The organism is Flavitalea sp. (assembly GCF_035489435.1).
Taxonomy (GTDB): Bacteria; Bacteroidota; Bacteroidia; order Chitinophagales; family Chitinophagaceae; genus DATHKG01.
This window is the reverse complement of sequence record NZ_DATHKG010000017.1, coordinates 94578-118589: the sequence shown is the minus strand read 5'-3', so window position 1 is coordinate 118589 and position 24012 is coordinate 94578. Positions and strand designations below refer to the sequence as shown.

Here is a 24012-nt window from a genome sequence, read left to right as displayed (position 1 = left end):
CTAACAAAGCTGATCAGGGCAAAAAAAGCCGATCGGAGACAAGAACCACTCCCAGCATAAGCAAAGGTATTAACCACGGGACACAGCCGCAAAAAGGCACAATCCCGCTCCCAACGGTGCGAAGAAGCGACCAAAAACTGTTGCATAATAATGCTGGTAAACAAAGAAAGCAAACCAGCATGTCGTACCGTGGTCGAAGTTACTGAAGCCGATCAGGGCGATACTGCAACCAGCACTTGAAGAAACCCTAACAAAGCTGATCAGGGCAAAAAAGCCGATCGGAGACAATCCCGCACGTGCGGGACATGAGCAAAGGCATTAACCACGGGACACAGCCGCAAAAAGGCACAATCCCGCTCCCAACGGAGCGAAGAAGCGACCAAAAACTGTTGCATAAAGAGTGCTCTCAATCTGATGAACCAAACCCGCAATAAAAGAGCATCTAAAGCGTTTTATGCACCTGAGAAGACACTGTTATGAAACAAACCTGTACCCTCCTACTGCTTATCCTTGCTTTAACCAATAACACCTGGTCACAAGTTCGGGTCTCGCTCCTGGGTGGACCACAATCCTCATCCATTAAAGAAACAAACGAAATTCCGGGCTGGGAAACAGACACAAAACCTTTTTACCAGAATCGTAGCGGCTTTCATTTGGGATTTATGCTTTCGGTTCCCTTAAATACGGCTCAAACCGTGTTCTTTCAGCCGGCATTTTTATATTCAACCAAGGGCAATAAGTATTTCAAGCAAAACGACACCTCGTTTTATAAGCCCGTGGATTCAGTGTTTTATAGCAACAACTTTTTCACGAGTTATATTGAAGTTCCATTGAATCTTGGTTATCGTTTTAAGCTCGGAAAAAAAGCGGGCTTCCTGGTATCGGCAGGACCATATGTGTCATTTTTTTACAACGGAAAAGAGACATCTGCCACCCGGACTTTTAAAAGAAATATGAGCTCCGATCCGGATTATGACCTCGAAGGAAGTTTGAAAAACATCAATGAAGAAACAAATATTGAAGTCGGAAAAGGTGAGAATAAAATCAATACCCTGGACTTTGGTTATAACATCAGGGCCGGCTTTGATATAGGCAATGTGATGGTTACCGGATTTTATAGTGAAGGGCTTACCAGCTTTTACAAAAGCTCTTATAGTGCTGATTTTAAAAACAAGGTAATTGGTGCTTCTCTCTCAATCTGGTTAAATAAAATTGCCCCGCCGGTATTAAAAGATACTGATGGAGATAGTATACCCGACAAATCTGATAAATGCCCGGATATTCCCGGCCTTCAAAAATATCTTGGTTGCCCTGCTACTGATACGGACAATGATGGTGTACCCGATGAATCTGATAATTGTCCAGGGGTTACAGGATTAGTCAAATATAATGGTTGCCCCATTCCTGATACCGATAAAGACAGTGTCAATGATGAACTTGATAAATGCCCGGCAGTTGCGGGTACAGCGAAATATGAAGGTTGTCCCGTGCCTGACACAGACGGTGATGGAATTGATGACGAAAACGATAAATGCCCTTCAGAAAAAGGAGTTGCAAAATACAATGGATGCCCGGTTCCTGATAAAGATGGCGATGGAGTGAATGATGATGAGGACGGTTGTCCTGAGGTTAGCGGGTCAGTTACCAACAAGGGTTGTCCTGAGATCAGGGAGGAAATAATTGAAAAAGTTAATTTTGCTGCGAAGCATATATTCTTCAACACCGGCAGTGAGAAGATTCAAAAGAAATCTTACACCGGGCTTGATGAGGTCGCGACTATCCTTGCAAATAATCCTGGTCTGCATCTACAGATTGACGGCCATTCGGATAATACAGGTCCTGCAAAAAGTAATTTGCTGCTTTCGCAGAAAAGAGCGAATTCAGTTAAGAAATACTTGGTTTCCAAAGGAATAGACGCTGGCAGATTGGGCGCGACCGGCTATGGCCAGGAGAGACCGATTGCGGGTAATAATACAAAACTGGGACAAAGCACGAACAGGCGGGTTGAAATGAGATTGGTGAAAGAATAACCCAGCGGTCAGAATAAGTTTTCAATGCCTGGGGCACTAATTTCTTGACTAATGACAATTACTCTGAACAATACTAAGCCACTCATGTAATAAAGTCATGAGTGGCTTCATTTTTGATAAATTGCCGGATTATCGTTAAGAATTCCCAAAATTGTCTATTTTGGAACGTCCAGGCCAACGAAACTACGTTCGCTAACATCTAACATTGAAAGTCATAAAAAAAGTCACAATGAGTAAAATGGTTAAATTAACGTTTGCCGCATGCCTCCTGGCTATTTCCGGCACCTTTGCCCAGGCGCAGCAGGATAAGAACCCAAGGAGTGGTGAAGTACCAAAAGGATGGCATTTGCTTGATAAAGCTTCTGAGGGATACAGCGGCATTAGTTTGAACAAGGCCTATGAGTTTATTAAGTCGAAGAACCTGAAAAGCAAAACTGTGATTGTGGCAGTGATTGATTCAGGAGTAGATACACTTCACGAAGATCTTAAAGAAGTATTGTGGCGCAATCCGAAAGAAATACCGGGCAATGGAAAGGATGATGACGGCAATGGATATATAGATGATATCTATGGATGGAATTTTCTTGGTAATAAAGACGGTAAAAACGTCACTAAGGATTCATATGAGGGCGCAAGGGTTTATCATAAACTTAAAACAAAGTATGGTGATAAGGTTATAGATACAGCCACACTTAAAGGGGAGGAACTAGCTGAATACAAAACATGGTTGAAAGCCAAATCAAGAATTGAAGGTGATTCTGATGAAGAAACGGTAGATGTTGTTTTACTTCGTCGTGTTTTGAAAAGTGCCCAGAGAAATGACAGTACACTTCGAATCGCGCTAAAAAAAGATACGTTTACCGGTCTGGATCTTGAAAAGTTTGAAACAGTTGAGTCTGGTCCAAAAAGCGCTAAGGCTTCCATGTTATACCTGTTTAAGGCCAACAATATGATGGAAGTTTCCAATATTGAATTCCTTGAAGGCTTTGGTGAGTTTATCAGTGGCGAAGAAGCAAAAGCTGAAGGTAAAACAAATGCCAAATCAAGTGCTCCCAAAGATTATCGCGGCGAAATAACCGGCGATAATGAAAATGATATAAATGATAAGTTTTATGGCAACGGTGATGTTATGGCCACTACCCCATTCCACGGAACCCACGTTTCAGGTATCATCGCAGCTGCAAGAGGCAACGGCAAAGGAATAGATGGGATTGCTGACAATGTTAAGATCATGATGATCCGCGCCGTTCCTGATGGAGATGAACATGATAAAGATGTTGCACTCGGTATCCGCTACGCGGTAGATAATGGTGCAAAGGTTATCAATATGTCTTTCGGAAAGGATTTCTCACCTGAAAAGAAATGGGTTGATGAAGCGGTTAAATATGCTGAATCAAAAGGTGTTTTGCTTGTGCATGCAGCCGGAAATGACGCAAAGAATATTGACACGGCAGATAATTTTCCAAATAATATAGAAGCGGGTACAAACATCCGGGCTTCAAACTGGATAACAGTTGGTGCCAGCGGCGATGAAAAAGCTGGTGGTATTACCGCATCATTTTCAAACTTTGGCAAGGACCAGGTTGATGTTTTTGCTCCCGGTGTGAAGATCTATTCAACAATACCTGGTGGAACCACCTATGGCAATGCACAAGGTACTTCCATGGCCTCGCCGGTGGTTGCGGGCGCTGCAGCATTCCTGCTTGAATATTTCCCTTATCTAAGTCCGAAACAAGTGAAATATTGCCTTGAAAAATCTGCACAACCACTGAGTTCCAAGGTTAGAAAACCAGGAACTGATGAGATGATTAATCTTTCAGAAATCAGCCGCACCGGTGGTGTGATCAATGTATATGAAGCTGCAAAAATTGCTTCAACATTGAAACCTGAAGGAACAGAGACACCAGCTCCAAAAAATCCTAAGCCTACCATGAAAAACAAGAAAGGTTGATTTCGGCACGTTATTAAAATATTAACAATTTCAGTAAATAAGGGGAGCCATAAGATCACAGTTAGTGATTTTATGGCTCCTTTCTTTTTGCTATAGCCGAATTAAGCCATATTTGTATATATTTCATCCATTATTTTAACCACTTAGTAATTTCACCTAATGTAAACCCTTACATGGGCGTATCTATTTGATGAAACAGTTAATTTTTAATTGAGTAATATGATTTCCAGACCTGATGCTATTGCCGCCGAATCATTTTGGACCTATATCAATTTGGTGAACGAAAAGGATCCAGTACTTGCGCTGCAGAAAAACACAAAAAGTTTTCGTAAACTCCTAAAGAAGATACCCCGCAAAAAAATCAATTTCAGTTATGCTGATGGGAAATGGACATTAAAAGAAATGATGCAGCATATCGTAGATGCTGAACGGGTATTTGTATACCGGGCACTTACATTTTCGCGTAAGGATATTGCTCAATTACCTGGTTTTGATGAAAATGAATGGGCCATCACTTCAAAAGCGGTGAAACGTAAATGGGATGACCTGGTCGGCGAATTTGAATGTCTCCGGGCTTCTACAGAATTCATGTTTGCATCCCTTGATGAAGATCAACTGCTGCATGCCGGTATAGCCAACGGGAAAGGAATGAATGCGATGGCTTTGGCCTTTGTTTGTTCGGGACATGTGCAACATCACATGAACATCATGCTGGAAAGATATCTGTTTGATATTGACATCAAAGTGGATAAGAAAAAAAAGAAGAAAAACAACTGAGTGCCACACTTATATTTTAAGCGTTAAAGCGGGCCTGCTTTCTCCGGGTCTGATTCGGCGATATTGACGCCATCATAATATGCAAGTATTTTTTTTGTAAACAGCGAATAAACTTCAGATAGATCCGGATAATTCTTCAGTTTTTCAAGATGTTCGGTAATGGTTATCAAATCCTTCCTTATTGCAGGTCCGGTCTGCACCTGGTTTGGTTTCAGGTATTTTAATCTTTCAGCAGTTTCTGAAATAAGCGGTGTTAATAAACGGAAATCAAGATTTTCATTGCTGCAAAAATCTGCGGCAAGTGTATAAAGATGATTTGAAAAATTATTCATGATCACTGCCGCTATATGTAACTGCGACCTTTTTTTATCATCTGCAACCTGGACGTTACCCGATAGGGTTTGAGCGAATTGAAATAATGCTGTTTTTGTCAGATCATCATTGCCATCTATTAACAATGGAATCTCAGGCAGCGTATTTGATTCTTTTCTTATCGTTTGCAAAGGATAGATTACTCCGTAACGCGAACTGCAGCCTCTCAGTGCCTCTATTGAAACAGAACCAGCTGTATGGGCAACCAGCTTGTCCTTAACTTTTAACCATTCTGAAATACCTGGGATAGCACTATCAGAAACCGCTACCAGGTAAAGGTCAGCTGTCATATCAATCGCAACTGGTTCTATGCATGGTGCAGCACCGGTTTCCCTGGCCAGCCTGGCTGCAGCGCCGCCATTCCTGCTATAAACCTGTATGATGTCGTGACCGGCCACGTAAATTTTTCTACCCAGAACAGTAGCCACATTTCCCGATCCAATGATAACTGTACGCATAATATATTTTGGTATTCGTCACTCTGCCGATAGATTTGCGCTTACAACCTGCGAGATCATGAAGTTAGTACAAAAATTAGGGCTTGCATATTATCGCGCTAACCTACAACTGCTTTCCATGGTCTCCCCAAAAAAAGCAGCAAAAAAAGCCTTTAAGATATTTTCCACGCCTTTAAACAGATCAACATCAAAACCAGCAGCCGTATTTGAAGATGGAGAATTGCTGAGTTTCCGCCTTGAAAATATTCTGATCAGCGGTTTTCGCTGGAACCACCCGGCCCGGAAAAAAGTGCTGATTGTGCATGGCTTTGAGTCCAGCTCAAAAAACTTTCACCAGTATATCAGCGAACTAATAAAACTTGATTTTGAAGTGCTGGCCTTTGATGCACCGGCACATGGGCTATCAGGAGGGAAAAGGATTTTATTGCCCGATTATGTTAATACGATTCATACTGCGATCGGGAGATTCGGACCGATGGATTGTTATATCGCGCATTCATTTGGCGGCCTTGCCCTGATGCATGCACTGGAAACAATCCCTGATACCGAAACCAGCAAGGTTGCCCTGATCGCGCCGGCAACAGAAACAACTTCTGCCGTAGACAGGTTTTTCAGGATATTTAATTTGAACGAATCGGTGCGTGCACATTTTGATGAATTGGTAATTAAACGCGGTGGAGAAGAGACGGCCCATTACTCCATAAGACGGGCGATTAAACATACCAAAGCTTCGATTCTTTGGATACATGACGACACCGACAAAATAACGCCACTGGAGGATGCATTAAAAGTAAAAGATGACGGCCATGGGCATCTCGAATTTATTAAAACAACAGGGCTCGGTCATCGCAGGATTTACAAAGATGAAATTGTCATCAAAAAAGTGCTCGAATTCCTGAATAAATAATTGATGCAATTTCATAACTCATAACTCATAATTCATATCTCTCTTCACATAATTCTCTTCAGTTGTTCCTGCCTTTAATCATAGGCACAAAAGAAAAATTATCAAACACCTCCTCTTCAACTGTACCATCATTGAGTTTTGTTAATCGCAACATTTGCTGAACACCGGGACCGCCAACAGGTATCACCATCTTCCCATTAATTTTTAATTGTTCTACCAGTTTCGGAGGTATATACTCAGCGGCTGCGGTTACAATTATTTTGTCGAACGGGGCATAGGTTGGCAATCCTTCATAACCATCGCCATAAAAATACTTGATGTTTGTATATTTATTCCGAAGGATAAAGTTTTTATGCTGATCAAATAATTTTCGTTGTCTTTCAATGGTAAAAACCTGGGCACCAAGTTCTGCCAGAATAATAGCCTGGTATCCACTGCCTGTCCCAATTTCCAGCACCTTTTCAAAAGGTTTGAGTTCCAGGAGCTGTGATTGATAAGCGACAGTATAAGGCTGTGAAATAGTCTGATCTTCAGCAATGGGAAAGGCCTTGTCTTCGTAGGCTGATTTGTCGAAGGCTGAATCCAGGAAATAATGCCTTGGAACATTCATGATAGCAGCAAGCACACGTTCATCCGTAATGCCTTTATCACGCACTGTATCAACGAGTTTTTTTCTTAGTCCTTTATGGCGGTAATTGTCTTCAAATGTTCTCATAAGCAAAGGCAAATATACATCAAAACAAAAACGTTTAAATCATTAAACTACTCTCCTGCTACCTTCATATAATTCATATTCCATCAAACGACAATCGATCGTACTTGTATAGAATTCTATTTTTCTCGAAGCTTTCAAACCGATTTTTTTGGCAAGTTCAAGGTTACCCGTAAACACATAACCAAAATATCCGCCACATTTCTTTTTCATAAAGTCACCGATTCGGTTATATGTTTCCGTTAGTAAATCTGTTTGCCCGAGTCTTTCGCCATATTCCGGGTTAATAAACATCACTCCTTTCTTTCCTTCAGGAACCTCGGTCTCCGCAAAATCACAGACATCAAAGCGGATAATATCATCCACCCCTGCTGCCCGGGCATTTTTACGGGCATTTTCGATTGCCTGGTTGCTATAGTCGGTAGCAATTATAGAAAGATCCGGTACCTCTATAATCTGGTTTTCGAGCCTGCCTCTTTCTTCCAGGTATACCGTTTCGTTATATTGCCGGAGATGCATAAATGCAAAATTCGTCCTGAAAAGGCCTGGGCGCGTATTTGTAGCCAGCATTGCTGCTTCAATGGCTAAGGTGCCGGAGCCACACATGGGATTTACAAAAGGTGAGCTCCTGTTCCATTTTGTTGCCATTATAGTAGAAGCTGCCAACGCCTCGAGCATCGGGGCCCTGCCCGGGATGCGCCGGTAGCCATGTCTTGCCAGCGAATCACCGGAAGTGTCTACAAATATTTCTGCCTGGTCATTTTTCCAGAAAAGATGAATTACAGTGCCGTTAAGTTCGGCGCCTGTGGACGGCCTTGAACCACGCTGATCACGAAGGCGGTCAACAATGGCGTCTTTTACGCGCAGGTTGGCAAACATGCTGTTGTTGATGGTATCATTCATCACATTGCTTGTCACTGAAAAGTAGCCAGGATCGGGAAGCAGGTTTTCCCAGGGAAAGTCTTTGAGTTCCCGGTATATCGCATCAGCATTTTCTGCCTTAAACCTGCGCAGGCTATAAAGCACCTGGCTGGCAGAACGAAGACTGAGGTTAAGGCGAATACAGTCAGTAACTGTACCCGTGATCCGTACACCGGTGATAAAAGTTTCTTCTACCTGGAATCCAAGTTCTTTGACTTCTTCTTCAAGATATGGTGCCAGTCTTTTATGACAGGTGATGGTAACCGGTGCCTGGCTGGTAAATAAGTTCATAATCCGCGAAGGTAACCGCTTCCGGACTTAAACAAGAGCCAGCGTTATGAAATTATATTTTACCCGTAGTATTTGTGATAGATATAAAAATTATTTGGCACCATCTGCGGCTGACTGATTTGTTGCGGATTGACCGGTTGCATTGAAGGATGCATTTTCAATTTTTATCACTACCGCATTGGGCCAGCGGTTATTCGTATAAAGCCGCTGGCCATTTACTGCGCTTATTGCGAGCCCCAGCCTGGTACCGCTAAAGCGAAGCGAAGCATCAAACCCGTTTTTGTATTCTACCAGTTCGCTTTTATATCCAAGTATGCTTACCCTTGTTTTATCATTAGCAGTTATCATTGGCAATAGCAAATCCTTTCGCTCACCGTATTTCCAGTCATCAGGAGATTTCCGCGTAACTATAGCATAGATAGTTTTGCCGTCGTTTGATTGGGTGAACCAGGTTTGCTGATCACGGATCACCGGCAATGGTTTTACCTGGTAAATAGCTTCACGGTTCACAAAATTCCATAGAGCCACTTCTCTTAACCTTTCCTGTTGCTCAATCTGGATCTCACCATCAGGTTTTGGCCCGACATTCATCAGGAAATTTCCTCCCTTTGATCTGATCTCAATCAGCATATTGATAATCTCGGTGCCTGACTTATGCGGATCGTTGGTTGGTTTGTATTGCCAGTCCGTACCCATTGTATAACATGCCTCCCACGGGCGTGGCAGCGGCCTGTCGGGGATCTCCTGCTCAGGTGTTTTCATCAGGTCACGGGTAATCACAAGATCCGACTGCTGTTGCCAGGCAAATTCACGCAGGCCATCGCCAGGTCCGTCAATAAATAAGATGTCAATTTTTCCATAGTTATTCAACAGTTCTTTCAACTGCTGTTTATCATGCTCCATTAGCTCAGGATTATTGACCGGGTAATGTTTTGGATGCTGAAGTCTCCCTATTGGTATCTTTTGTTTATGAAGGAAGGTAAAATCCTCCGGTGAAAAATAGATCCCTATAGCAATACCCTGCTTTCTGAATGCATCAATAATTTCTTTTGTTATATCCCTTTTAAACGGGGTGTTCATAACATTGAACTTAGTCGTTTTCGTATCGAACATACAAAAACCGGAGTGGTGCTTTGTTGTGAATACCACATATTTCATTCCGGCCAGCCTTGCAAGCGTGGCCCATTCATCGGGATCGAATTTTTTCGGATTAAAAAAAGTTGGTATCTCTTTAATATATCTTTCTACATATTCATCTGAAGCACCCGCCAGCGAATGGCTGATCACTACACCCAGGGGTACATCCACGTTCCAGTGGATGAACATGCCGAATGCCAGGTCCTGGAACCAGGTCACCCGTTCCGGTTTGTTGGAAACCTGTTGTGAATAGGAAAAATTCACTAAAAGGATTAACGAAAAAGCCAGGATAATTTTTTTCATATAGCTAATATTGATGTAACCTTCGTAACCAGAAAGAAGAGTTATTTAGTTTCTGTATAAGCGGGAATATTTAAGAGTAAAGGAAATTAGTCCACAAGATATCTTAGTCTCCTGTACGAATATATTGCAATGCTCTTTCCAGCACTTCATCTTTGTTTGCTTTAATACCTTTTAATGTCGGCTTAACTTTAATATCTATTTTTATTCCTGTTCTCTGTGTTGGTGTTCCATCAGGATAATAAATGCCCAGGCCACTGAATGAAGCCGTGTAACCGCCCGGAATTACCACATCGGTTACATTTCCATCCGCGCCCGCAGTCTGGCTTCCTATAACAGTTGTTTTGGTAGCTCCCTGGAACATCATGATGGTGTATTCAGCCTGGCTTTGAGTTTGTTCATTGCACAACATAATGACTTTACCCTTGTATGGTTTTCGTTTTTTGTCTGGATAAACGGTGAAATATGATTTGAATGAGCCCTGGTCTTCCCCACCGGTGAGGTGGTTATAATCCACATAGGTTTTATCAAACATAACGGCATTAGTTATTTCTGAGGCAAGCCCCGGTACAATACTCCAGGAAGTTCCTCTCGGATAGTTCCTGATGTCAAAAACTATCGCGGTAGTTTTTTCAAACATCCTGAACATGCTATCAACCAGGTTTGTCCCCAGCTTACCCATATTAACATAACCTATGTTACCGGGCAGCATTTGCATCACCTTATAATTATCGTTGAAGTAAACGCTGTCCATTGTTGTTTCGGGACGACCGGATCGTTTAAGTTCCACATCCACTTTCTGACCATTACGCAAAAGGCCCAGTTTCAAAATTGAATTTTGCGGACCTCCACGAAGCATGTTGATCACATCGCGACTAAAAGTTGTTTCATTGCTGGTTGCAAAATAAAGCCTGAATTTTTCTGAAGCCTCTTTTACAGAACTCCCGTCTATGGATATTACCTGGTCCCACATCCGGATGCCGGTCATATCCTGTAAACTATCTTTCCCGATAGCCGTAATGTAAAGCCTTTCTTCAATGAAATTGAATTGTATCGGTGGAGAGTACCCGAACAATCTGCGGGCCGGTGTATTGGAATGAACAGTGCCTAAAAATCCATGACTATCGTGAATTTCACTAACCATTGCCCCGACTGCCAGGTTATATTTGATACTGTCATCTGCAGCAAGCATCACCGGAACATATTTATACAAAATGCTGTCCCAGTTATTTTGAATCAGATGTTTATACGGATTAAAATATTGAATCGCGTTCCACCAGTTGTACAGGCCATAAAGTCTCTTATCGGCGGATGGCAATTGATCTTCAGGGAACCTTCCGGGTTTAGGTAGGATAAATTGCATATCCAACTCTGTAGTTGCTGGGTTGAGATCTTTATAACCGGCAACCAATCCGAAGGCCCTGGTAATAAATGATGAATTCATCCCGGTATCAGCAAGGTGTTCCACTGTTAAATCGGGTTGAGGTAAAGTTTTGTTCCCGGTAATAATATAGTCACTGTACCTGAGATTTATCGTCACACTATCAGTAAGTTCAAATGGCGTACTGCTCCCGGTTAAAAACCCGTATCCATTACTTTCATAAATTATTGTGCAGACCCCACTCTGTCTTAAAGCCATTAACCTTATCACTACGTCAGGGCTTGTATTCTGGTTGATCACAAAACCGAAAGGTTTGCTTAAAGGCTTGCCTGGGGTTGATTCCGCCACATTCCCCTTGGTACCTGTGATCCATCCACTTTTATAAATATTTGAACTGCCATCAGTTTGTGGTACAAATCCACTGTGATAAATGTTCCGCTCAAAAACTTCTGCGAGCTTAGCCCCACCAGCAAGTTTTTTGATTAAGGCGGGCAAAAAATCATATAAAAAAGTATAGTAGTTATGGGGAGTTATCCCCGTTTCGTTTCTTAGATCCATTATGATCGCAGATGCGCTGTCCCAGCTATCAGGCATCAGTCCCGGAATTTTTACAACGTACTGATTCATTTCCATGGCAAATGTTGGTAACGCGATATACCATTTATTGCCCGCCAGTTTATGAACAAAGGGTACTGCAGGATCTTTTAAAAACAAAGTTGTTTTTTCTTCCTTTTTTTCGGGAACGATTATGGCATCTTTATCACCAATAATATCAAGCATCATTTGAACACTTTTTCTGAATCTTTTTTCTGACGGATCTGAAATCAAAGCGTTTATTGGTTCCAGTGCGAGTTTGTCTGTACTGACTTTACCTGATCCCATCTGCGGATGAAAATAATTCAATGCTCCCCAAAGCCGGCCAAGATCACCAAGTCTTTGTATTTCAGCGGGAGTATAAATTTTCTTTTGAGTATAACAATGAAAACTACTGAATAGAAAAACCAGCAGGAAAATCTTTTGCATAGTAAAAAGGGTTTAAGATCTTACCAATTTATGGAAAGTTCTCGTGAATCAGTTGTGAGTTGTGAGTGGAGTTATTGAGTTATGAGTGAGGAGTTATGAGTTATGAGTGATGTTCCTTTGAAAAGGAGAGCAAGAGTTAGAAGTGTATGGTAAAATTTGTATGTTTTTTTTGTTGGCCGTTGAGATTGGGAGGTTCATCGATTGTTTTTAAAGAGAAATTGAAACCGTGATTATATAGTACTTCGCGGATTAAGGTGAGGCCTATCCCCTGCCCGTCTTTTTTTGTGCTGAAAAATGGCTTAAACAGGTCTTGAGCCAGCTCGTTATCAATTCCGTTCCCGGTATCGGAAATAACCAGTGTACGTGAAGCCGGATCAATCTTAAAATTTATTTCACCAGCCTCTTCAATCGACTCCATGGCATTTTTGATGATGTTAATCAATACCTGTTCCAATTGTTGCTGATCAGCAGAGATAAAAAATGCAGTTGTATGATCCGGATAATTGAAACAAATCTTTTTTTCTCCCGCCCTTGTTTCCATAAGTCTTGCTGTTGACATTAGAATAGCCATAAGATCGACCTTTTGTTTCCGGGGTGGTGGCAAACGAACCAGGTCGGCAAAATTGCGCATGAAATTATTGAGATTGGTGTTCCTGTCTACTGCAATTTGCAAGGCTTCGCTCAATGACGTTTCACCCTGGATAGAAGAAATTTTCTTCAACGCTGAATCCATGATGGAATTAACCGGGCCTATGGTGTTGTTTACCTCATGGGCCATCATTCTTATTACTTTGCCGTAAGCATTTTTTTCCGCTTCCAGGATCTCCGCTGTCAGCACTTCGATCATCACAAACAACCTCGGAAAGCCCCGATCCATAAAATGAGATTTGTGAACTTTATAAGTTGCAGCTGCCATCTTTACCATTGCTGATTCCCCTGATTGCATGATATTAAGCTTCAGGAGTACCGGGTGGTCCATCTCATTAATTTGTTTGTCCACCAGTTTCTCAACCGCGATATCCAACAGATTTGCAGCCATCGGATTCACCTGTTCAATCTTTCCATCATAGTCGAGTACCATGATACCGGTTGGCGAAGTATGAATCAGCTTTTCAAGAAAAAAATGCTGTTCCTGTTGTTTTGTTCTCTCGATCCGGAGTTCATCCATCATACGGTTATAAACTTTTATGAGTTTATCCATTTCATAGGTTCCTGTTTCAATAAAGCTGGTATTAAAGTCCCGATCGGCAATGGCCTCAGCGCCCTGCACCAGCAGGTTGAGCGGCTGAATAAGTTGCTGATAAATTTGCCAGCTTATATAAATTGAAATCAGTATAAACGCCTCTGCAACCAGGAATATCCATTTCTCTTCAATAAAAACAAAAAAGGAAAGTACCAGTGCAGCCAGGTGTACAATTACAACAAACAATATATACTTAGTACTGATCTTCATTATATAATCCTGATCATAATTTTTTAGCCCTGGTCTTCATTATTAAATCCCTGGTCTTCACTATTTAATCCTCGTCTTCATTATTTAATCCTGGTCTTCATCGTAGGGAATTTGAAATTTATCCAGTCTTCGGTATAAAGCACTCCTTGTTAATCCAAGGGAAGCGGCTGCCCTTGAAATTTTTCTTTTATGAAACTCCATCGCTTTTTTAATCATCATGACTTCCAGTTCCTCCAGCGTTAACAATCCCACATCGGGAAGTTGAACCGCTCCTTTTTTACCCGGCGATAATTCAAGGTGTTTCTGGAAGTCAGCAATACCAAGTTCATCATTTTTACTGACGAGCACTGTTCTTTCCACGAGGTTTTTCAATTGCCTGATATTGCCGGGAAGATGAAGTTTTTGCAACCATTTGATCGCCTCACGGCTAACTGTAAGCGTCGGCCTTTTATAGATGACCTTAAGATTCGTTACAAAAAAATCAACCAGGCGCGGAATATCCGAAGGGCGTTCGCGCAGCGGTGGAACATGAAGGGTAATCAGGTTGATTCGATAAAGCAGGTCTTCCCTGAACGATCCTTTAGCAACCATTTCGTGAAGGTCCCTGTTGGTTGCACTCACTACACGTACATCAACTGTTTTGCTGCGGCTACTGCCAAGTACTTCGAAAGTCCGGTCCTGTAAAACGCGGAGTAACTTCACCTGGCTGCCCGGATCCAGGTCACCGATCTCATCAAGAAAAATCGTTCCCTTGTTTGCCATCTCGAATCGTCCTGTCCTGTCAGTACGTGCATCGGTAAAAGCACCGCGTACATGACCAAACATTTCACTTTCAAACAATGAAGTTGAAATACCACCGAGATTAACTTTTACAAATGGCTTTGAAACGCGGGGGCTGTTCTGATGTATTGCTTCAGCAATCAATTCTTTGCCTGTGCCACTTTCGCCCATTATTAAAACCGACGCATCTGTTGCCGCCACCCGGCCCGCAGTTTCAAGCAGTTCCAGCATTTTATCATCTTCCCCGATAATATGCATCAGGTTATAAATACTATCGAGCTCTTTCCTTTCCGGCCGGTTTATTGCCTGCGATTGTAACTTTATATGGGTTTTTATTGATTGCAGCAGGTGATCATTGCTCCAGGGTTTTGTAATAAAATCGTTTGCACCTTTTTTCATTCCTTCCACTGCCAGATCTATGCTGCCCCAGCCAGTTATCAGGATAACAGGTACTGTTGTGTTCATCTTCCTTATTTCTGTGAGTAGTTGCATACCCTCCCGGCCGGAGGTTTCGATAGTGAAATTGAGATCAAGAATAACGAGGGAAACCTGGTTTTTTATAAGATAGTCGAGCGCTTCTGATTGAACACCAAAAGAAGCCGTTTCGTATCCATTATCTCTCAGCAGCAGTATCAGCGAAGTTCTTACAGCAATATCGTCGTCAATAATCAGGATCATATTAAGGGGCAATATTAATAATTATTCCTCATGCAATGCAACCGCGGGATTAATGGCCGCCGCCTGCCTGCCGGGATAGAAGGCGCAAAGCATTACGAGAAGATAGATAAAGAGCAGTGACAACAGCCAGGCCATTATATAGACCCCTGATGGAAGATCAAAAAGATGAAGCAATGGAAACTGGATAGCAAAAAAAGATCCGATTATCAAAGAAAGCGTGGATAGCACCAGCGCTTCGCCAACCAATTGTTTTGAAATGGAAACACCACTTGCACCTACGGCTCTCCTGAGGCCTATCTCACCCCTGCGTTTGCTGATATTATACCATAAAACCCCAAATAATCCCAGCGCCACATTGATTATGAGAAACCCTGCAACTATAAGCAGTATGATCATAGGCACCAACGAGAGATTATTTCTTACTACCCTTTTCTCAGATAAATGTTCGATCTCAACATTTGCATTTTTTATCGCTGATGACATAGTTTTATGGAGCCGGCCTTCGAAATCTGTACTGGCGCCGGGTATAACTTTGACGATGAGCTGGCTCAGATATCTGTAAGACCCTGTGTCGGCACGGTGGAACATATCATATTCAACAGCCTGGAAATCTCCTTTAAATTTTGTGTCTTTTACCACTCCGACAATTTTATTCCTGCGCTCATCACCGGATACATCACCAATATATTGCCCCACAGCAGGCCCGGTTCCGAAAAGCCTTTCTCTAAGTGCCGAATTTATCACAACGGCATTGTCTTTTAAACCGAAATCAGCTTTGGTAAACCACCGCCCTTCTTTCAGTTCCAGGTCAAGTACATCATCATAGGAATCCTCCCCGGTATACCGATTCACCGAGGAAATTCCCTGTTTGTTATGATCAAGTGTACCGTTATGGGTTGACATCGAGAATGGCACATTGGCACTACTGTAAGAAACAGCTTTGATTTCAGGCATAGATTTTAACTGATTTCTTATCGCCTCCCTGAACATCAGGATTGTATCGAGACTGGCAATATTCTCTGAATTGTTGAAATTGATGACCCAGACATTATCTGATTCAAATCCCATTTCTCTCCGGTAATTCTGGTAATTATAAACCAGTAATGTGAAGACAGCAAATACGACCATGAAAGAGGCCAGCATCTCAACCATCAGCAGCATGTTTTGCTTTTTCTTGTTCCAGATCATTTTAAATAAATGCCTTATCATTTCAAAAGTTTTATTTGTTATTAATTCGCTTTAAGTGCGGTAACCACATGAAGCCGGGACATCCGCCATGCAGGGTACACACCGGATAAAAAGCCGAACACCAGGCAGCAAAGCACCCCTAGAAATACCACGCCAAAGTCAATAGTGAGATGGATATTCGGAATAAGATTGCTTTGATTGATATAGAAAATAATTCCCCATGATAACAACAGCCCGATAATACCTCCCAGGAACGTGAGGATAATATTTTCTGTTATAAACTGTAACACCAAAGTACCTGATGAAGCCCCGAAAGCTTTGCGAACTCCAATTTCAGATGAACGTTCCATGATTCGGCTTGTATTAATATTTACCAGGTTTATAGTAGGCAGTAACATAAAGAGGAAAGCAACCAATGAGAGTATCAGGAACATCTTCCCGATTCCTGACTCCATACCATCGCCAAGTAATATGCGGGTATAACTCGCAACATAAGTATCAGCATGGCTGTATAATTTATCAAACTCTTTGCCTTTTACGGGCACCTTAGAAACCACATCCTGGTATTCACTTTTCATTTGGTCAAGATCAGCCGCAGATTTAGCAAGAAGAACAGCAGTATAGTTGGAATTCAATTCTTTACTGAGGTAGTCCCTTTTGGAGAGTGTATAGGGGAGATACATATCACCGTATGCATATAACATCGTAACAGGCACGTCCTCTACCACTCCTATCACCCGGTATGTTTCATTGTCGGTCTCGATGTATTTACCAACTGCTGAAACCCCTTCACCAAAATAACTGTCCCTGGTATCGCGCGTAATGACCGTAACCTTATCCGCGTTTTTTATTTGTTGCGTGATATAAGGTTTGCCCTCAACAAAATCGAATTCCATCACATCCCAGAAAGCATCATTGGTATATTTTACATTGATCACAAGTTTCTTATTGTTGATATAAGTATTCGTCGCGTTGAACATTGAAGCAATCGAAATTTTTTCAGGCGTCTTCATCGATCCGACATAATGATCCAGGAAATAAAAACTCGGTGGGCCTGAGTTACGGCCATTTTTCTCCGAGCGTTGATCCATCAGCATTACATAAAGACTCCTGTCCCTTTTTTTATCAGGATATGCTGAACGGGCTATATTGTTTATAAATGCAGCCAATACAATGAGGATAGTCAGTGTAAAACTGATTCCGAACAGGCTGATAAAAGTGAAGAACTTTCTTCTTCTTAATACAGCAATCGCTATTTTAAAATAATTTTTGAGCATATTGAATTATTAATTAAATGCTGAATGGTTATTGAACCTGGCTGCCATCAAATAACCTGATAAGCCGATGTGTTTTCTTAGCCATCGATTCATCATGCGTCACCATTACAATCGTGGTATCTTCGGTGTTATTCAATTGAAGCAGGATGTTCATAATTTCATTTCCCATTGCGCTGTCAAGGTTACCGGTAGGTTCATCAGCGAGGATGATTTCCGGGTTCCCAACAATAGCTCTTGCAATTGCGACACGTTGCTTTTGTCCACCGGAAAGCTGTGAAGGGAAATGCCTCAACCTGTTACTAAGACCCACCTTTTCAAGCGCGCTTTTTGCAAGATCGCGGCGCTGCTTAGCTGATGTGCTCCTGTAAAGCAATGGCAACTCAACATTATCTATTACGTTAAGATCATTGATCAGGTGATAACTTTGAAAGATAAAACCGATCTGCTTATTCCTGAAACGGGCAAGCTCTTTATCGTTCAGCTTTGTGGTATTCTTGTCTGAAATAGTAACCAACCCGCTTGTAGGATTGTCCAGCAAACCCATGATGTTAAGCAACGTGCTTTTGCCGCAGCCGGACGGACCCATGATGGAAACAAATTCTTTTTTTTCGATATCGAGGTTAACCTGGTTCAGGGCCTGGGTTTGAACGGTGTCTGTTCTGTAAACTTTTTCGATGTTTCTTAATGTTATCATATAATGGAATTAAGGTTGTTCAATTTTGATTACTTAAATAATATTGTTTAAAGGTTTTTATATATAAGTTGAAGTGTCTGTTCATAATTTTTCTTTAATGCTTTTTTCCAGAAAAGTAAATGATGGCCAAATATTTTTTGCGAGTTGATAATGGAAACTGTTTGTAATCGCTTAATAATTTATCTTTTGATTCCTTTCAAAATCATATAATGAAAGATAACGAAGCTGGTAATAGGCCCCCCAGAAATCACGAAGCGCTGCGATATAGTCCCTTTTGCCCTGGTCCTTTTCCTGGAACGCAATACTGAGGTCAGTAATGCTCAGGTTTCCGAGCACGTATCTTTCCCGGGCGATATTATATTTCTCAGAGGCTATACTGTCTGCCTTTGCTGATATGGCCACCTGGTCCTTCATCATTTCATATAAGGTGACCTGCGTAACAATTTCCTGTGTGAAATTTTGCCTGTCCTGCTCAACGGTATATTCAGCCAGTTTTAGATTTGCTTCCGCTGTTTTTGTTCTCGATTTTGATCTGCCCCAATCAAGTATCGGGATCGTGAATTCGAGTTGAAGTAACTGCTGATCCTGTGGTGACCGATATGCTTTTGGTATTGACACCCCGGCTTGTGAATAACCTAACCTGGCAGTAAGGGCAGCATTCAGGCCGTTATCAGCTTTGGCTTTTGTGAGATCCCTTTTGGCTTCTGCAATTTGTCTCATAAAAGCTATCGCATCTGAACGGTTTGCATAGGCTTCAGCCAATACTTTATCTGTTTCCACCGTCATGGTTGTGATTGTTGCGGGCAGAGCCAGCTTGATGCTTTTCACAGCGTTCATGCCGGTATATGCTTTTAGATTCAGTAAGGCTATCTCCATATCCCTCCTGGAGATGCCTATTGATTTTTCGGCTTTTAATTGTTCAAGCTGCAACTGTAGAATTTCGTTTTTAGAAATCCTGCCGATTTCCAGTTTCTCCATGGCAACTGCCATTATCTTTTTTGTATTCTCAAGATTCGTTTTTGCAATATCGAAATTTACCTGGGCAATCAATAAGTTGAAAAAATAGTCAGTGGCAGAAATCGAAATATTCTCCATCGATTCAATAAATGCCTGGCGGCTTTCATTGTATTTTAAAGGCTCGATCTTTTTGTCCCATTTAAGCGTATTGAATTGAAACAAAGGTTGGCTATAACCTATACCGAAAGGGACTGAATTATATAACCTGTTTTTGCGATCGAAATCATCGAAACGTTGCAATTGCGTTGTACCAAAGATGGTACCTCCAGTCGCCGCAATACTCTGACTGAAATTTAATTCGAGTGAAGAGTTATTGTTATGTATAGGTTGAAACTGGATTGTTCCATCCGGTTGAATTACCTGGCTGAAAGTTTTGCTATAGGCAGGAAGTGTACCACTTAACAACAACTGGGGCTGGTAATTTGAACGATACACACGATATTCCCAATACTTTGTTTCCTTACGGGTAGAAGCCTGTTTTGATTCTATCGACTTCGCCTTCGCCATTGCGACGATCTGTGCCAGCGATACCTCCACTTCTGTTGAATCAGATTGGGCGGATAGTGACTGGGAAAAAAATAATATCAATATCATTAGCTGCCAGAATATCAAAATCAATAGCTGCCAGCTGAGTATCATCAACTGCGTTGTTGATCTCTTTAATTTCCGGGGGGATGTCAGCGACTGCAATGCGGATATCCGGAACTGCCCGACAGATGTCATTAACTGTGCCATAAATATTTCTATTGGCCGGCAAATTTTTATTAAATACATGTTCATGATTGGCATATGTAAATTCATGTTCATGTCTGGGATTAATTGGTAATAGTTATTTCCTCTACGTTTTTATACCTGGTCATATCAGAAATGATCAGTTTGTCGCCAGGCTTAACATTGTCTTTAAGCTCGATAAAATCAAAATTGGACATGCCGGTATTTACCTTAATCCTTTTTGCTTTCCCTTGCTCAACTACAAAAACATCCTGGGGTGAACTCCCTTTGAAGGCGGAACCATTAGATACACGCATTACATTGGCTTTGGACGATGTTACCAGGAACACATCAACCTTAAGATTGGGTCGCAATAGTTTGATAGCCTGGCTATCTGGTTTTATATCAAACTGAACAATATTGTTTTGAACTGATGGATAAATATGTGACACATGGCCGCGTAGCTGGGTTTCATTTATTTTGATGATAGCAACCATGCCTTCCTGCAAGTCATTCATGAAATTGTCTGATATACTGCCGGTTATTTTGAAGCCAGATAAGTCTGCTATCCTGGCCAGCGGTTCGCCTTCAGTTACCTGCGCGCCGATGTTTTTATTTACCCAGGTAATTACGCCGGGCCTGGTGGTAAGTATGTCAGCGTTATTTAATTTCCTTTGAAGTTCTGCCAGGGCATTTTGTTGGATAGCTGCTTCTATTTCAGACTCACGCATTTCCACCTGCATGGTCTGCTGTTTGCTTTTTATTTCATTCTCCAGTTGTTGCTTTTCCAGCCTGGCAACCTTCAGATTAAGCTCTGCTTTATCGATATCTTCCTGGGTTCCACCACCGGCCTTGTATAGCCGCTTTGCGTTTTCAACTTCAGCTATAAGACTGTTGATCCGAAGTTGTTTGATATCATTATTCGACCTGATATCATAAAAACTTTTGTCCAGCTCAAGTTTTAGTTTTTTGATATTGTTTTTCTTTGATTCGAGCTGGAACTTTTGTTTTTCAAGTTCGTTGGCCGTAGCAGATTTATCAAGTGCGAGAATCGACTCCCCGGCATTTACCGAAGTACCGGCATTTTTGATGACGCTTTTTATGGAAGCAACGATAGGACTGCTGATAATTTCTTCAAACTCCGGCACCACTTCTCCGGAAGCGTTGAGCGTATTTTCAATAGTACCTGTTTCAACGACTGCAGTACTAAAGCTTGAAGGAGCCATTGATGCGGACAAACCGGATCTCATAAAAAATATGACTGCAGCTATGATAAATACAGTAACGCCGGTTGTAAAAATCAGTCGTTTCCTTTTCTTCCTGTTAACCTGCTGTTCGATGTCAGTATCCATTGTGGTGCATATTTGCACTATAATGATCCAATCAAAGTGCCAGAGTCAGCACGTTGAAAACGAAGCAATTACGAGGTTTGAAGCAAAAAAAAATGTCCGATTCCGGACAAATAGTCTGTTTTTGGAGTGATGAGTTATGAGTGATGAGTTAGTTATGAATTAGTTATGAATGGCGAATAGTTATGGTGGCCTGTATTCCCACTCATCACTCATCACTCATAACTCATAACTCTTTTAAACTATCCAAACAATGATGAACTTAAGTACCTGTCCCCACGGTCGCAGCAAATGAAAACGATAAGACCGGAGTCAAGTTCTTCACTAAGTTTTAGAGCGGCAGATAAAGCGCCACCACTACTCATTCCTGCGAAGATACCTTCCTCTTTTGCCAGCCTTCGGGTATATGCAGTGGCATCCTGTTCAGATATATCCATCACCCGGTCGACCCTGGAAGGATCAAAAATTTTGGGCAGATATGCAGGGGGCCAGCGCCTGATCCCAGGTATGGACGATTCATCAGTTGGCTGACAACCTATTATCTGGATACCTGGGTTCTTTTCTTTAAGAAACATGGAAGTACCCATGATTGTACCGGTTGTACCCATCGAACTTACAAAATGGGTTATGCCACCGTTTGTATCCCGCCATATTTCCGGACCGGTCGTTTTATAATGAGCGATATAATTATCAGGATTGGCAAATTGATTCAGCATAAAATATTTACCGGTAGCGGCCTGTTGTTCCGCATAATCACGGCAAACTTCCATATTGTCTAGCAACACCACTTTAGCACCAAATGCTTCCATTGAAAGCACCCTTTCCCTGGTTGAAGTTGAAGGCATAATCAGTTCGATCTTAAGATCGAAAAGATTTGCAATCAACGCCATGGCTATTCCGGTATTCCCACTGGTTGCCTCTATGAGTGTGATATCTTTATTGATTTCGCCGCGCTCGACCGCACTCCTGATCATGTTCAGGGCAGGCCGGTCTTTTACACTTCCTCCCGGATTATTACCTTCAAGTTTCGCAAATATTTTAACGCGGGGATTTCGATTGAGTTTTAGAATTTCGACGGTCGGAGTATTTCCAACAGTATCAAGAACACTTGCCATGTAATTAATTTAATATTTTGTTTTCTGCTACAACAATCTCAGGGTTATGATAAACCAGTGATCCGGGAGGAACACTCCTTGTTAACCATACGTTGCCTCCAATAATACTGTGATGTCCAACAACGGTGTCACCACCAAGAATGGTAGCGCCGGCATATAAAATTACATGGTCCTCAACAGTCGGATGACGTTTTGTGTTCGCCATGTTTTTTTCAACACTCAAAGCGCCCAGGGTTACACCCTGGTACATCTTGACATGGTTGCCAATCTTTGCTGTTTCACCAACAACTGAGCCCGTTCCATGATCAATATAACAATATTCACCAATCTCGGCAGCAGGATGTATGTCTATCCCGGTACGACAATGCGCAAACTCACTTAATATCCTTGGTAACAAAGGCACATCCAGTTTTAATAATTTATGGGCAATACGGTAAAAACACAATGTATAAAATCCCGGGTAAGCCCTGATCACTTCAAACTCATTTTTAGCAGCAGGATCACCATTCATAATAGCGTCTATATCGGTGTTGAGTAACCGAAGAAGTTCCGGCACATGTTCAAAGAACCGCTTTACAACAAATCTATTGTTACAATCAACACAGGCCGTAGTAGCATTTAAGATATCCAGTAATTCTTTCTCCAGCTTTAAAAAGGCCTGGCTCATCTCTTCAATCGAACTAAACTTGTTGGTAGACATTTCAGGATACAATAAATGTATCACCCGCGTGGCCCATCCCGCAATTACATCGTTTGAGGGTACAGATTCCTTGTCCTGTTGACGGGCAAGTAGTCTTAAAAGAAAGTTTTTATCCAAAGGTGTTATTTTTAATATGATACCAAACGAAGAAAATACCGGGCATTTTCGCAATAAAAATAAGTCAGATTTTGTTGAATTTCATCGTTTTGCTGTTAAAGAGCACACAAATCTACCAAAATGGTGGGTTAAATCAGGCACCTTCTGGTTCAATGGCTTAGACAAATTTTAACCGGCAGTTGAAAATTATTTTTGCGTAAGCAATTGCTTACTTATATATTTGTAAGGGAACGCTTACGCATTTGCGGATAAGCATTAAAATTTCAAAATTGAAAAGTTTGAGCCCTATACGGGTGGTTCCTATCGTTACATCCACACAGATAAAGACGGGAATGAATATGCATTCCGTGGTGTGGTGCATGAATCTATAGCACCTGAACTTAGCATACAAACCTTTGAGTACGAAGGCATGCCAGAGAAAGGACATGTAGTACTGGAAACAACGAGATTTGAGTCTTTGCCCGGTAAAAGAACCAGGCTCACAGTACAGTCCGTTTTTCAATCAGTCGCTGACCGCGATGGTATGATACAGTCCGGAATGGAAACAGGTATCGTTGATTCGTATGAAAGGCTTGACGAAATATTAGCCGGCTAAGGCCAAAGGTTGAACATTAATTTCTGACTACATTTGCAGGTCTTAGTTGATTTACACAACAGCGATCTGCAAAAGAAG

General features: G+C 41.7%; 20 protein-coding genes. 6 read left to right on the top strand and 14 right to left on the bottom strand.

What is annotated here, in order from left to right:
• The 4 genes from VK664_RS02360 to VK664_RS02345 form a co-directional block, all read left to right on the top strand.
• Positions 1–206: hypothetical protein (locus tag VK664_RS02360; protein WP_461396991.1), on the top strand; the 206-nt coding region annotated here is incomplete at its 5' end.
• Between the two features lie 270 nt (positions 207–476).
• A complete protein-coding gene (locus VK664_RS02355) occupies positions 477–2030 on the top strand; it encodes an OmpA family protein (protein WP_461396990.1) in 1554 nt (517 codons plus the stop codon).
• 229 nt (positions 2031–2259) lie between these two features.
• Positions 2260–3981, top strand: a complete 1722-nt coding sequence (locus VK664_RS02350) for a S8 family serine peptidase (protein WP_461396989.1) — start codon at positions 2260–2262, stop codon at positions 3979–3981.
• A gap of 219 nt (positions 3982–4200) precedes the next feature.
• On the top strand, positions 4201–4758 hold the full coding sequence (locus VK664_RS02345; protein WP_461396988.1) for a DinB family protein: 558 nt from the start codon (positions 4201–4203) through the stop codon (positions 4756–4758).
• A 23-nt stretch (positions 4759–4781) separates the two neighbouring features.
• Here the strand turns inward: VK664_RS02345 and VK664_RS02340 are convergent, their stop codons facing one another.
• Entirely contained in the window at positions 4782–5588 is an 807-nt protein-coding gene (locus VK664_RS02340; protein WP_461396987.1) for a Rossmann-like and DUF2520 domain-containing protein, read from the bottom strand.
• Positions 5589–5646: 58 nt separating this feature from the next.
• Here VK664_RS02340 and VK664_RS02335 point away from each other — a divergent pair, with 58 nt between their 5' ends.
• Positions 5647–6495 carry an alpha/beta hydrolase gene (locus tag VK664_RS02335; RefSeq protein ID WP_461396986.1) on the top strand — a complete coding sequence of 283 codons (849 nt, stop codon included), beginning with the start codon at positions 5647–5649 and terminating at the stop codon, positions 6493–6495.
• 58 nt (positions 6496–6553) lie between these two features.
• On the opposite strand, the gene VK664_RS02330 is transcribed toward VK664_RS02335, so the two are convergent.
• The 13 genes from VK664_RS02330 to epsC form a co-directional block, all read right to left on the bottom strand.
• Positions 6554–7210 (bottom strand): protein-L-isoaspartate(D-aspartate) O-methyltransferase, encoded by a 657-nt coding sequence (locus tag VK664_RS02330; RefSeq protein ID WP_461396985.1) that lies wholly within the window; start codon positions 7208–7210, stop codon positions 6554–6556.
• A 42-nt stretch (positions 7211–7252) separates the two neighbouring features.
• Positions 7253–8419: a THUMP domain-containing class I SAM-dependent RNA methyltransferase gene (locus VK664_RS02325; protein WP_461396984.1), complete on the bottom strand. Its 1167-nt coding sequence runs from the start codon at positions 8417–8419 to the stop codon at positions 7253–7255.
• A gap of 90 nt (positions 8420–8509) precedes the next feature.
• Complete coding sequence (locus tag VK664_RS02320; protein ID WP_461396983.1) at positions 8510–9859, bottom strand: alpha-L-fucosidase; 1350 nt, start codon at positions 9857–9859, stop codon at positions 8510–8512.
• A 103-nt stretch (positions 9860–9962) separates the two neighbouring features.
• Positions 9963–12260: a S41 family peptidase gene (locus tag VK664_RS02315; RefSeq protein ID WP_461396982.1), complete on the bottom strand. Its 2298-nt coding sequence runs from the start codon at positions 12258–12260 to the stop codon at positions 9963–9965.
• Between the two features lie 136 nt (positions 12261–12396).
• Positions 12397–13713, bottom strand: coding sequence for a sensor histidine kinase (locus VK664_RS02310; protein ID WP_461396981.1), 1317 nt, complete (start codon positions 13711–13713; stop codon positions 12397–12399).
• Positions 13714–13797: 84 nt separating this feature from the next.
• On the bottom strand, positions 13798–15171 hold the full coding sequence (locus tag VK664_RS02305; RefSeq protein WP_461396980.1) for a sigma-54-dependent transcriptional regulator: 1374 nt from the start codon (positions 15169–15171) through the stop codon (positions 13798–13800).
• Between the two features lie 21 nt (positions 15172–15192).
• Positions 15193–16380, bottom strand: coding sequence for an ABC transporter permease (locus VK664_RS02300; RefSeq protein ID WP_461396979.1), 1188 nt, complete (start codon positions 16378–16380; stop codon positions 15193–15195).
• 20 nt (positions 16381–16400) lie between these two features.
• Complete coding sequence (locus tag VK664_RS02295) at positions 16401–17636, bottom strand: ABC transporter permease (protein WP_461396978.1); 1236 nt, start codon at positions 17634–17636, stop codon at positions 16401–16403.
• A gap of 28 nt (positions 17637–17664) precedes the next feature.
• The gene (locus VK664_RS02290) at positions 17665–18330 is read right to left on the bottom strand and encodes an ABC transporter ATP-binding protein (protein ID WP_461396977.1); all 666 of its coding nucleotides are present in this window, start codon (positions 18328–18330) and stop codon (positions 17665–17667) included.
• 171 nt (positions 18331–18501) lie between these two features.
• Positions 18502–20082 carry a TolC family protein gene (locus tag VK664_RS02285; RefSeq protein WP_461396976.1) on the bottom strand — a complete coding sequence of 527 codons (1581 nt, stop codon included), beginning with the start codon at positions 20080–20082 and terminating at the stop codon, positions 18502–18504.
• An 80-nt stretch (positions 20083–20162) separates the two neighbouring features.
• Positions 20163–21410, bottom strand: coding sequence for an efflux RND transporter periplasmic adaptor subunit (locus VK664_RS02280; RefSeq protein ID WP_461396975.1), 1248 nt, complete (start codon positions 21408–21410; stop codon positions 20163–20165).
• Between the two features lie 239 nt (positions 21411–21649).
• A complete protein-coding gene (gene cysM / locus VK664_RS02275) occupies positions 21650–22522 on the bottom strand; it encodes a cysteine synthase CysM (protein WP_461396974.1) in 873 nt (290 codons plus the stop codon).
• Between the two features lie 4 nt (positions 22523–22526).
• Positions 22527–23339: a serine O-acetyltransferase EpsC gene (gene epsC / locus VK664_RS02270; RefSeq protein WP_461396973.1), complete on the bottom strand. Its 813-nt coding sequence runs from the start codon at positions 23337–23339 to the stop codon at positions 22527–22529.
• Positions 23340–23607: 268 nt separating this feature from the next.
• Here epsC and VK664_RS02265 point away from each other — a divergent pair, with 268 nt between their 5' ends.
• Positions 23608–23934 carry an SRPBCC domain-containing protein gene (locus tag VK664_RS02265; RefSeq protein ID WP_461396993.1) on the top strand — a complete coding sequence of 109 codons (327 nt, stop codon included), beginning with the start codon at positions 23608–23610 and terminating at the stop codon, positions 23932–23934.
• Positions 23935–24012: the final 78 nt, after the last annotated feature.